This is a genomic window from Streptomyces sp. NPDC048479 (genome assembly GCF_040651435.1).
Lineage (GTDB): Bacteria > Actinomycetota > Actinomycetes > Streptomycetales > Streptomycetaceae > Streptomyces.
Genome location: NZ_JBEZKA010000002.1, coordinates 148,047 through 160,170, shown reverse-complemented (window position 1 = coordinate 160,170; position 12,124 = coordinate 148,047). Strand labels below are relative to the sequence as shown.

The window sequence follows — 12,124 nt, the reverse complement described above, 5'->3', positions numbered from 1 at the left end:
CCAGAAATCCCAGCCACCAGCCGCAGAGGCCTGCTCTTCGGGACTGCCGCGGTCTCCGCCGGCGCGCTGCTGACCGCCTGCACCAGCAACGAGCCCAAGAAGTCGGAAGCGGCGACGAACAATGCGCCGGCCGCCGACGACAAGCCGGGCAAGGCCGTCACCATCGGCTTCGCCGGACCGCAGGCCGACCACGGCTGGCTGAACGCCATCAACGAGAATGCCAAATCCCGGGCGAAGAAGTACTCCGAGGTGACCCTTGAGATCACCGAAGGGTCCAACGACACCGCGGCCCAGATCGGCCAGGTCCAGACGCTGATCAACAAGAAGGTCGACGTCCTGGTGATCCTGCCGGCCGACGGCAAGGCCCTCACCCAGGTCGGTCTGCAGGCCATGAAGGCCGGGATCCCCGTCATCAACCTGGACCGGATCTTCGCCTCGCCGCAGGCGTACCGCTGCTGGATCGGCGGCGACAACTACGGCATGGGACTCAACGCCGGCAACTACATCGGCGAGCAGCTCAAGAACAAGCCCAACGCCAAGGTCATCGAGCTTGCCGGGCTCGACAACCTGGAACTCACCAAGCAGCGCACCCAGGGCTTCGACGACGCGCTGAAGAACTACCCCAACATCAAGAAGGTGGCCCGCCAGGCGGCCGATTTCACCGTCGAGTCCGGCCAGGCGAAGATGGCCCAACTCCTCCAGGCCCAGAAGCAGTTCGATGCGCTGTGGAACCACGACGACGACCAGGGCGTGGGCGCGCTGCGTGCCATCGCGCAGGCCGGCCGCAAGGACTTCCTGATGGTCGGCGGCGCCGGCGCCAAGTCTGCGATGGATGCCATCAAGGCCGACAGCAGCGTGCTGAAGGCCACCGTTCTGTACCCGCCCACGATGGCCGCCTCCGCCGTCGACCTCGCCCGCGCGCTGGGCCAGTCGAAGGGCGTCAGCGGGATGTCCGAACTGGAGATCCCCGCCTCGATCACCCTCTACTCGGCCGTCGTGACCAAGGAGAACGTCGACGAGTATCTGCCCACCGGCTTCAGCTGACCGGCCTGCCCGCCCCCACCGAGCAACCGATGAGGAGGAACCCGTATGGAACAGAGGGACAGTGAGGCCGCTCCGCCGACGCTGGGCGTCGGCATGGTCGGCTACGCGTTCATGGGCGCCGCCCACTCCCAGGGGTGGCGCACCGCGGGACGCGTCTTCGACCTGCCGATGCGGCCGGTCCTCGCCGCGATCGCCGGCCGTGACGCGACAGCCGTGCGGGCCGCCGCCGCCAAGCACGGCTGGGCCGCGGCGGAGACCGACTGGCGCGACCTCGTGACCCGCGACGACGTTCAGCTCGTCGACATCTGCACACCGGGGGACAGCCATGCGGAGATAGCCGTCGCGGCGCTGGAGGCGGGCAAGCACGTCCTGTGCGAGAAGCCGCTCGCCAACTCCGTCGCCGAGGCGGAGTCGATGGTTGCGGCGTCCGAACGAGTCCGGGAACGCGGCCAGTTGGCCATGGTCGGCTTCAACTACCGGCGGGTGCCGGCCATCGCGTACGCCCGTCGGCTGATCGCCGACGGCAGGCTCGGGACGCTGCGGCATGTGCGCTTCACCTATCTGCAGGACTGGCTGGTCGACCCGGACTTCCCGCTCACCTGGCGGCTCGAGCGCGAGCACGCCGGTTCAGGGGCGCTCGGTGACCTGGGCGCGCACATCGTGGACCTCGCGCAGTACCTGGCGGGGGAGCCGCTGGTCGGGGTCTCGGCGTTGTCGGAGACCTTCGTACGGGAGCGGCCCCTGCTCGCCGGGGCGGCGGCCGGACTCTCCGCCTCCGGCGGTATCGAAAGGGGGCCGGTCACCGTCGACGACGCGGCGCTGTTCACCGGGCGGCTGGCGTCGGGCGCGCTCGCCTCCTTCGAGGCCACCAGGATGGCCTCGGGCCGCAAGAACGCCCTGCGCCTGGAAATCAACGGTGAGCTGGGGTCGTTGGCGTTCGACCTCGAGCGGCTCAACGAGCTGTCCTTCCACGACCACACCGAGCCCGCCCCCTCGTCCGGCTTCCGGCGGATCCTGGTCACCGAGCCGGAGCATCCGTATCTGGAGGCGTGGTGGCCGCCCGGCCATGCCCTCGGCTACGAGCACACCTTCGCCCACCAGGCGCGCGATCTGGTCGAGGCGATCGCGGCGGGCAGCGACCCCGCGCCGTCGTTCGCCGACGGGCTGCAGGTGCAGCGGGTGCTCGCGGCAGTGGAGGAGAGCGCGCAAAGGAACGCGGTCTACACACCCGTGGAGACGTCCGTACAGACGGCCGCGAGGACGGCCGCGAGGACGGCCGCGGGGACAGCCGCGAAGGCACCCGCGGAGACGCCCGTACAGGCACAGGCTTAGGAGGTCCGATGCCACGTCCGTTCACACTCTTCACCGGCCAGTGGGCCGATCTGCCGCTGGAGGAGGTCTGCAGGCTCGCCCGCGACTTCGGCTACGACGGCCTTGAACTGGCCTGCTGGGGCGACCACTTCGAGGTCGACAAGGCGCTCACGGACCCTTCGTACCTCGACGGGCGGCACGCATTGCTCGACAAGTACGGACTCACATGCTGGGCGATCTCCAACCATCTGGTCGGCCAGGCGGTCTGCGACAGCATCATCGACGAACGCCACCAGGCGATACTGCCCGCCCGGATCTGGGGCGACGGCGAACCCGAGGGCGTACGTCAGCGAGCCGCCGCCGAGATCAAGGACACCGCACGGGCCGCGGCCGCCTTCGGGGTCCGTACCGTCATCGGCTTCACCGGCTCGTCGATCTGGCATCTGGTGGCGATGTTCCCGCCGGTTCCGGAACGGATGATCGAGCGTGGCTACGAGGACTTCGCCGAGCGCTGGAACCCGATCCTCGACGTCTTCGACACGGAGGGCGTGCGCTTCGCCCACGAAGTGCACCCCAGCGAGATCGCGTACGACTACTGGACCACGAAGCGGGCGCTGGAGGCCGTCGGCAACCGGCCGGCCTTCGGGCTCAACTTCGATCCGAGCCACTTCGTCTGGCAGGACCTGGACCCGGTCGGCTTCCTCTACGACTTCCGGGACCGGATCTACCACGTGGACTGCAAGGAAGCCCGTAAGCGTCTCGACGGCCGCAACGGCCGGCTCGGCTCCCATCTGCCGTGGGGCGATCCGCGGCGCGGCTGGGACTTCGTGTCGGCGGGCCACGGTGACGTCCCGTGGGAGGACGTCTTCCGGATGCTGCGCTCGATCGGCTACGACGGGCCGATCTCGGTGGAGTGGGAGGACGCGGGCATGGACCGGCTGGCAGGCGCTCCGGAAGCGCTTGCAGACCTGAAGCGCTTCGATTTCGATCCGCCCACGGCCTCCTTCGACGCGGCATTCGGAGGCGGCGACTAGCTCAACGGGCCAGCTCCGGGCCCGGTGGCTGACACGCCACCGGGCCGGTCCGGCCTGCCCGGATCCGTCTTTGTCCTGCGGTAGGAAAAAGTTGAACTTCCCTTCTGCACAAGGGCTTTCCGTCCCCGACGAACCCGGATACCGTCCATGAGGTGTACAGGACATAGGTGGTCCCCGGTGTGACGGCGCACTCCGGATTCCACGGCGATCAGCCCGGTGCGCGGTGCAGGACGAGCACCGCCCCGAGAGCACGGAACCATGCGCTCCACCCCCAGCCCGCACGGCGATTGAGGGCAGAACACCGCCCCGCCCGTTCGACCGGCCACTCCCGGAGGACATTCGTGCACAGGAAAAGGCTCAGAGCCCGCAAGGCGCTCGCACTCCTCACCGGCAGTCTTCTCGCCGCCACCTCGCTCGCCCTCACCGCGCCGCAGATCGCGGCCGCAGCCGACCCCGAACCGGACGCGACCGCAGAGGAATTCCAGCAGGTCACTCTCGCCAAGGGCGGTGAGGAGACCGGTGAGCCGATGTCCCTGGCCGTACTGCCCGACCGCAGCGTGCTGCACACCTCGCGCAACGGCGAGCTGCGGATGACCGACAGCGCCGGCAACACCCGCGTCGTCGGCACCATCCCCGTCTACTCGCACGACGAGGAAGGTCTCCAGGGCGTCGGCCTGGACCCCGAGTTCAGCGAGAACCGCTTCATCTATCTCTACTACGCACCGCCACTGAACACCCCCGCGGGCGACGCCCCCAACACGGGCACACCTGCGGACTTCGCGAAGTTCGACGGCGTCAACCGTCTCTCGCGCTTCGTCCTGAAGGCCGACGGCACCCTCGACAACGCCAGCGAGAAGAAGGTCATCGACATCCCGGCGACCCGTGGCATCTGCTGCCACGTCGGCGGCGACATCGACTTCGACGCGCAGGGAAATCTGTATCTGTCGACCGGTGACGACTCCAACCCCTTCGCCTCCGACGGATACACACCGATCGACGAGACGCCTGGCCGCAACCCGGCCTACGACGCCCGCCGCACCTCCGGCAACACCAACGACCTGCGCGGCAAGCTTCTGCGGATCAAGGTCAACGACGACGCGTCGTACTCCATCCCCGACGGCAACCTCTTCGCGCCAGGGACCGACAAGACCCGGCCCGAGATCTACGCCATGGGTTTCCGCAACCCCTTCCGGTTCAGCGTCGACAAGAAGACCGGCATCGTCTACATCGGTGACTACGGCCCCGACGCGGGAGCGGCCGACCCCAAGCGCGGACCGGCCGGACAGGTCGAGTTCGCGCGGGTCACGAAACCGGGTAACTTCGGCTGGCCGTTCTGCACCGGCAAGAACGACCCGTACGTCGACTACGACTTCGCGACCAAGACATCCGGAGCGACCTTCAACTGTGCGGCTCCCAAGAACGAGTCGCCGTACAACACCGGCCTCGTCGATCTGCCGCCCGCGCAGCCGGCCTGGATTCCGTACGACGGCGGTTCCGTGCCCGAGTTCGGCACCGGCTCGGAGTCCCCGATGGGCGGACCCGTCTACCGTTACGACGCCGCCTCGACCTCCCCGGTGAAGTTCCCGGAGGCGTACGACGGGGACTTCTTCGCCGGTGAGTTCGGCCGGCGCTGGATCAAGCGCATCGAACAGGGCGAGGACGGCGCGGTCCAGTCCATCAACCCCGTCCCGTGGACCGGCACCCAGATCATGGACATGGCCTTCGGCCCGGACGGTGCGCTGTACGTACTCGACTACGGCACCGCCTGGTTCGGCGGTGACGAGAACTCCGGGCTCTACCGGATCGAGAACGCCACCGGCGGACGCTCCCCGGTCGCCGAGGCCGCCGCGAACAGGGCCTCCGGCAAGGCGCCGCTCAAGGTCGCCTTCTCCTCGGCCGGCACCAGCGACGGCGACGGCGACACCCTCACCTATGCCTGGGACTTCGGCGACGGCGGCACATCCACCGAGGCCAACCCCACATACACGTACAAGAAGAACGGCACCTACACGGCGACCGTCACCGCCAAGGACCCCAGCGGCCGCACCGGCTCGGCCAGTGTCCATGTGGTCGTCGGCAACACAGCGCCCAAGGTGACCCTGGAACTCCCGGCAGAAGGGGCCCTGTTCAGCTTCGGCGACGAGATCCCGTTCAAGGTAACGGTCACCGACCCGGAGGACGGGACGATCGACTGCGCCAAGGTGAAGGTGACCTACATCCTCGGCCATGACAGCCACGGCCACCCCATCACCTCAGCCAACGGCTGCACCGGCACCATCAAGACCTCCGCCGACGGCGGGCACGACGCAGACGCCAACATCTTCGGAGTCTTCGACGCCGAGTACACCGACGGCGGTGGCGGCGGCCAGGCCGCGCTCACCAGCCACGACCAGGCGCAGCTTCAGCCGCGCCACCGGCAGGCCGAGCACCACAACAACTCCTTGGGCATCAAGATCTACGACAAGGCGAGCGCCCACGGAGGCAAGACGGTCGGCGACATCAACAACAACGACTGGATCTCCTTCAAGCCGTACAACCTGACCGGGTCCACCAAGCTCACCGCCCGGATCTCCTCCGGCGGAACCGGCGGCTTCCTCGAGGTGCGCACCGGATCGGCGAACGGTCAGATCCTTGGCTCCGCGCCCGTCCCCGTCACCGGCAGCTGGGACACCTTCCAGGACATCGACATACCCCTGCGGGCCGTACCGAAGACGACCACCGAGCTCTTCCTGGTCTTCAAGGGCGGCGACGGAGCCCTCTTCGACGTGGACGATTTCGAGCTCTCCAACAGCGCACCGGACCGGACCGCCAAGCGCGTCCTGGTCTTCTCCAAGACCGCCGGCTTCCGCCACGACTCCATCCCGGCCGGTATCGCCGCGCTGAAGGAGCTCGGCAAGTCGAGCAACATAGCGGTCGACGCCACCGAGGAGGCGGCCCAGTTCACCACCAACACCGGCGGCGGTCACACCAAGGAGTCGTACGCCGAACCGGCCTTCCGCACGCACCTGCTGGGCGGACTGCGCTACGCCGCAGGACAGGTCAGGGCCGACTGCAAGCCGAAGGCGGGATACCGGCCGATCTTCAACGGCAGGACACTGGACGGCTGGAAGCAGGCCGGGCCCGGGAAGTTCAATGTCGTCGACGGCGAACTGCGCTCAGAGGGCGGCATGGGCATGCTCTGGTACCAGGCCAAGGAGCTGAAGTCGTACTCGCTGAAGCTCGACTGGAAGATGGCGGGCGACGACAACTCCGGTGTCTTCGTGGGCTTCCCGGCCTCCGACGATCCCTGGTCGGCGGTGAACAACGGGTACGAGGTGCAGATCGACGCCACCGACGCGCCTGATCGCACCACCGGCGCCGTCTACGGCTTCAAGTCCGCCGACCTCAAGGCCCGCGACCGCGTCCTGCGGCCACCCGGCCAGTGGAACAGCTACGAGATCCGGGTTCAGGGCGAACGCCTGCAGATCTTCCTCAACGGCGTGAAGATCAACGACTTCACCAACACCGACCCGGTGCGCAGCCTGAAGGACGGCTGCATCGGCATCCAGAACCACGGAGCCGACGATCAGGTGTCCTTCCGCGACATCCAGCTCAGGGAGTTGCCCTCCTAGGCGCGTCCCGTCAGACGGCGGCGGGCGGGGAGGCGCCGTACCCCCCGCCCGCCGTCCACCACACCGAATGGCAGGGAGGCAGCCCGTGTCCGCTGAAAGAAGTGGCCGTGTCGGAGTCTGGTTCGTCGGAGCACGAGGTTCCGTCGCCACCACCGCGGTGGCAGGATGCGCGGCGGTCACCGCCGGGCTGCACCCGCCGACCGGGATGGTGACCGAAACCCCGCCCTTCGCCGGCTCCGGGCTCCCCCCTCTGTCGTCGTTCGTCTTCGGCGGACACGACACCGCCCACTGTCCGCTGCCCAAGCGGGCCGAGGAGCTGACCTCGGCGGGCGTGCTGCCGCACGGCCTCGCGGCGGCGGTACGCGGTGAACTGACGGCAGCCGACGAGGAGATACGGGCGGGCGGGCCGCAGTCGTCCGGCGACACCAGGACCGACGGGGAACTCATCGGCGCCTTCACCGCTGACCTGTCCGACTTCCGGGAGCGGCAGCGGCTGGCCCGGGTCGTCGTCGTCAATGTCTCCTCCACCGAACCGCAGCCCGCGCCGGACGCGGTACGGCTGCCGCCCAGCTCCCTGTACGCGGCCGCGGCGCTCCGGGCCGGCTGCCCCTACGTCAACTTCACCCCCTCCACCGGGCTGCGCACCGTGGCCCTCACCGACGCCGTCGCGGCAAGTGGACTTCCCCACGCGGGCCGCGACGGCAAGACAGGCCAGACGCTGCTCCGCTCCGTGCTCGCCCCCATGTTTGTGCAACGCGCTCTGTCCGTACGGGCATGGTCGGGTACGAATCTGCTGGGCGGCGGGGACGGAGCGGCGCTGGCCGCCCCGGGCGCGGCGGCCGCGAAGAACGCCGGTAAGGAGCGCGTACTCTCCGACACGCTGGGCCACACGCCGGAGGGTGAGGTCCATATCGACGACGTAGCGGCGCTCGGCGACTGGAAGACCGCGTGGGACCACATCGCCTTCGACGGGTTCCTGGGCTCGCGGATGATCCTCCAGACCATCTGGCAGGGCTGCGACTCGGCGCTCGCGGCCCCGCTGGTCCTGGACCTGGCGAGGCTGGTGGCCCGCGCCCATGAGGCGGGCATCTCGGGTCCGCTCCCCGAGCTGGGCTTCTACTTCAAGGACCCGGACGGCGGCCCGGCGGGCCTTTCCGAACAGTTCGAGTCCCTGCTGACCTTCGCCGACCGGCTGCGGGAGGCCCGGTGACGGGGTTCCTCTCGATGCGCCTCTCGCGCGGGATGCGCCTCTCGCACGGCGGGTCCGGCGCCATGCGGGCCTGGGCCGAACTGCTGCGCGTCTCCGCGCTGTTCACGGTCCCGGGCGACGCACTGGCCGGCGCCGCCACCCTCGGCATCCGCCCGAACCGCGGCACGGCGCTCGCGGTGGGAACCTCGCTGTGCCTCTACGAGGCGGGCATGGCCCTCAACGACTGGGCGGACCGCGAAGAGGACGCGGTGGACCGCCCGCACCGTCCCATCCCCTCGGGCCGCATCACCCCGGCGGCCGCGCTCACGGCGGCCGGCGCGCTGACGGCGGCGGGCCTGGCGCTGGCGTCCCGCGCGGGCCGCCCTGCCTTGGTGGTGGCGACAGCGTTGTCAGCAACGGTGTGGTCGTACGACCTGCACGTCAAGCACACGGCCGGCGGCCCGGCGGCGATGGCTGCGGCGCGGGGGCTGGACCTGGTGCTGGGGGCGGTAGCGACGGGTACGGTGCCGCGGGGCGCGGGCGGGCGCGGTGTCCCCGGCGGGGTGGGGAGCGCCCTGCTGGGCGGGCGTTTGTCGTTGCTTGCGAAGCGCGGGCTGGGCAGGGGAGCAGGAGCAGCCGGCGCGCCCGGCGTGAGCGCGGGTTGGCCACCGCCCGGGGAGGCGCGCCGGCCCGGCGTGCCGGCTGCATGGAGTGCGGCCTCAGGCCCGCCGGGTGCCGGAACGGCAGCCCTGGCCCGGGTGCTTGCCGCAGGACCCGCAGGGCCGGCCCGGGTGCTTGCCGCAGGACCCGCAGGGCCGGTCCGGGTGCTTGCCGCAGGACCCGCAGGGCCGGTCCGGGTGCTTGCCGCAGGACCCGCAGGACCGGGCCGGGTGCTTGCCGCAGGACCAGAGCGGTTGACCGACCGTGCTGTATCGCGCCGGGCCCGTGGCGGCGCCGCTGCGCGTGGTGCGAGTGGCGCGGCGCTCGTCGCGCTGCCGTCCGCCGCCGTGCTCGCGGCGCACACCTACGCCGTCACCGCCGTATCGCGCCACGAGGCGCAGGGCGGCTCAACGGCCGTACCCCTCGCCGCACTTGCTGTGAACCTGGGGCTCGGCGCCCTCGTGTCCCGCGTCCAGCGAGTCTCAGTCTTCGCGCCGCGAAGCGCCGGCGCCGCGCAGCGGGGTCTGCCCCCGCTGCCCATCCCGGCCCCGAAGTCCGGGGGCTTGCCCCCCACGCGGCGGAGCCGCATATCGATACAGCCGGGAAGGGGCAGGTCCGGGGAAAACACCCCGCAGTCACCCCGGCCCCCCGCACCTATGGACCACCTCACCCCCGCCCGGCTCCTGGCCACCGCCCTCGCCGCCACATACATCCGCACCGCGGCCAAACCTCTCCTCCACGCCGCCCTCAACCCCTCCCCACCGCTCACCCAGCGTGCCGTCGGCGGCGGCATCCGGGCCATGATCCCGCTCCAGGCCGCCCTCGTCGCCCGCACCGGCGCCGGGGCCGGCGCCCTCGCGGTCATGGGACTCGTACCGCTCGCCCGCAAGCTCACACGGAAGGTGAGCCCGACATGAGCCCCGACACCAGCCACACCAACCTGCGCCTCGGCTACGGCACCAACGGTCTCACCGACCTCCGCCTCGACGACGCCCTCGCGCTCCTCGCCGACCTCGGCTACGACGGCGTCGGACTGACTCTCGACCATATGCACCTCGACCCGCTCGCCCCCGACCTCGCCGCCCGCACCCGCCACGTAGCCAAGAGACTCGGCGAGCTGGGCCTCGGCGTCACCATCGAGACCGGCGCCCGCTATGTCCTCGACCCCCGCCGCAAACACGGGCCTTCGCTGCTCGACCCAGACCCCGACGGCCGCGCCGCCCGCACCGACCTGTTGATCACTGCCGTGCGGGTCGCCGCCGACCTCGGCGCCCACGCCGTGCACTGCTTCAGCGGCATCACCCCTGCGGACACCCTCACCGACACCGCATGGAAGCGGCTCGAAGGGTCTCTCACCCCCGTCCTCGACACCGCCACCGACGCCGGCACCCCCCTCGCCGTCGAGCCCGAGCCCGGTCACCTCCTCGCCACGCTCGCCGACTTCCACCACCTCCGCGGCCTCCTCGGCGACCCGGAGCCCCTCGGGCTCACCCTCGACATCGGCCACTGCCAGTGCCTGGAACCCGACGCGCCCGCCGACTGCGTCCGCAATGCCGCGCCCTGGCTGCGGCATGTCCAGATTGAGGACATGCGCCGCGGCGTCCATGAACACCTTCCCTTCGGAGACGGGGAGATCGACTTCCCGCCTGTCCTGGAAGCCCTCGCCGCCACCGGCTACCAAGGCCTCACCGTCGTCGAACTGCCCCGCCACTCCCACGCGGGCCCCGAACTCGCCCGCGAATCGATCGAGTTCCTCCGCACACAGGTTCCGCCGAAGGGAGTACCGGCATGGTGACGCCGTCCCGCAAGGAACTCGAGGCACAGCTCGAGGCACAGCTCGACGGAGCCGCCCGCGCCTGGCTCGCCGACGCACTCGCCGAGGCCGCCCGCGCCGCCCGGACGCCACCGGTCGCCCCCTCCCCGTATGCCGCACACACCTGGGAGCTCCGGTTCGCCGCCGCCGGCCGGCACTGCGGCAAGAGCTGGGCCGACTCCGTACGCACCCTGCTCCTCATCGAGGCCCGCGCGGACCTGGACACCCTCACCCGCCTCTACCGGCAGGGCACCGCCGCCGAGCGCCGCGCCGTACTCCTCGTCCTGCACCATCTGGTCGTGGGCCCCGAAGTCCTGCCGCTCGTCGAGGACGCCCTGCGCACCAACGACACCCGGCTCGTGGCCGCGGCCGTCGGCCCGTACGCCGCCGCTCACCTCGATCCGCACTCCTGGCGGCACGCCGTCCTCAAGTGCCTGTTCACCGGCGTGCCCGTCGCCGCCGTCGCCGGACTGCACAGACGCGCCGCAGGCGACGGCGAGCTGGCCAGGATGCTCGCCGACTACGCCGCCGAGCGCACCGCCGCCGGCCGCGACGTGCCCCCCGACCTCAATCGCGTGCTGACCCTGACCGGCGAGCAGTCCGAGGAGTCCTGATGCGCATCTTCGACCCCCACATCCATATGACCTCCCGCACCACCGACGACTACCAGGCGATGTACGCCGCCGGTGTCCGCGCCCTCGTCGAACCGTCCTTCTGGCTCGGCCAGCCCCGCACCTCGCCCGCCAGCTTCTTCGACTACTTCGACGCCCTGCTCGGCTGGGAGCCCTTCCGCGCCGCCCAGTACGGCATAGCCCACCACTGCACGCTCGCCCTCAACCCCAAAGAGGCCAACGACCCCCGCTGCACACCTGTGCTCGACGCGCTGCCCCGCTATCTCGTCAAGGACTCCGTAGTCGCCGTCGGTGAGATCGGCTACGACTCCATGACGCCGGCCGAGGACACCGCGCTGGCCGCCCAGCTCCAGCTCGCCGCCGATCACGGACTGCCCGCCCTCGTCCACACTCCGCACCGGGACAAGCTCGCCGGACTGCACCGCACCGTCGACGTCGTCCGCGAATCGAACCTGCCCGCGGAACGCGTGCTGCTCGACCACCTCAATGAGACGACCGTAAAGCACGCCACTGACAGCGGCTGCTGGCTCGGCTTCTCCATCTACCCAGACACCAAGATGGACGAGGACCGGATGGTCGCGGTCCTCAAGGCGTACGGAACCGAGAAGGTCCTGGTCAACTCGGCTGCGGACTGGGGCAAGAGCGATCCGCTCACGACCCGCAGGGTCGGCGACGCGATGCTCGCCGCCGGTTTCACCGAGGACGACGTCGACCAGGTTCTGTGGCGCAACCCCGTCGCCTTCTACGGCCTCAGCGGCCGACTCCAGCTCGACATCCCGGATCCGGAGTCCCTCCACGAGGGCAACTCCATACTCCGCGGCGGGGAATGA

The 12,124-nt window shown here is 70.3% G+C and carries 9 protein-coding genes; all 9 read left to right on the top strand.

Features of this window, described 5'->3' with window-relative positions:
• The first annotated feature begins 6 nt into the window (after positions 1-6).
• The 9 genes from AB0D12_RS03515 (at position 7) to AB0D12_RS03475 (ending at position 12,124) form a co-directional block, all read left to right on the top strand.
• Positions 7-1,044 (top strand): substrate-binding domain-containing protein, encoded by a 1,038-nt coding sequence (locus AB0D12_RS03515; RefSeq protein WP_362677248.1) that lies wholly within the window; start codon positions 7-9, stop codon positions 1,042-1,044.
• 45 nt (positions 1,045-1,089) lie between these two features.
• Positions 1,090-2,376 carry a Gfo/Idh/MocA family oxidoreductase gene (locus tag AB0D12_RS03510; RefSeq protein WP_362676646.1) on the top strand — a complete coding sequence of 429 codons (1,287 nt, stop codon included), beginning with the start codon at positions 1,090-1,092 and terminating at the stop codon, positions 2,374-2,376.
• Between the two features lie 8 nt (positions 2,377-2,384).
• Positions 2,385-3,389 (top strand): sugar phosphate isomerase/epimerase family protein, encoded by a 1,005-nt coding sequence (locus AB0D12_RS03505; protein WP_362676644.1) that lies wholly within the window; start codon positions 2,385-2,387, stop codon positions 3,387-3,389.
• A 341-nt stretch (positions 3,390-3,730) separates the two neighbouring features.
• Positions 3,731-7,000 (top strand): family 16 glycoside hydrolase, encoded by a 3,270-nt coding sequence (locus tag AB0D12_RS03500; protein ID WP_362676642.1) that lies wholly within the window; start codon positions 3,731-3,733, stop codon positions 6,998-7,000.
• A 67-nt stretch (positions 7,001-7,067) separates the two neighbouring features.
• The gene (locus tag AB0D12_RS03495) at positions 7,068-8,210 is read left to right on the top strand and encodes an inositol-3-phosphate synthase (RefSeq protein WP_362676640.1); all 1,143 of its coding nucleotides are present in this window, start codon (positions 7,068-7,070) and stop codon (positions 8,208-8,210) included.
• Complete coding sequence (locus tag AB0D12_RS03490) at positions 8,207-9,766, top strand: UbiA family prenyltransferase (RefSeq protein ID WP_362676638.1); 1,560 nt, start codon at positions 8,207-8,209, stop codon at positions 9,764-9,766. Before AB0D12_RS03495 ends, AB0D12_RS03490 begins: the two co-directional genes overlap by 4 nt.
• Positions 9,763-10,644 carry a sugar phosphate isomerase/epimerase family protein gene (locus tag AB0D12_RS03485; protein ID WP_362676636.1) on the top strand — a complete coding sequence of 294 codons (882 nt, stop codon included), beginning with the start codon at positions 9,763-9,765 and terminating at the stop codon, positions 10,642-10,644. The genes AB0D12_RS03490 and AB0D12_RS03485 overlap by 4 nt, the downstream gene beginning before the upstream one ends.
• Positions 10,638-11,276: an EboA domain-containing protein gene (locus tag AB0D12_RS03480; protein WP_362676634.1), complete on the top strand. Its 639-nt coding sequence runs from the start codon at positions 10,638-10,640 to the stop codon at positions 11,274-11,276. Before AB0D12_RS03485 ends, AB0D12_RS03480 begins: the two co-directional genes overlap by 7 nt.
• Positions 11,276-12,124 (top strand): TatD family hydrolase, encoded by an 849-nt coding sequence (locus AB0D12_RS03475; RefSeq protein WP_362676632.1) that lies wholly within the window; start codon positions 11,276-11,278, stop codon positions 12,122-12,124. Before AB0D12_RS03480 ends, AB0D12_RS03475 begins: the two co-directional genes overlap by 1 nt.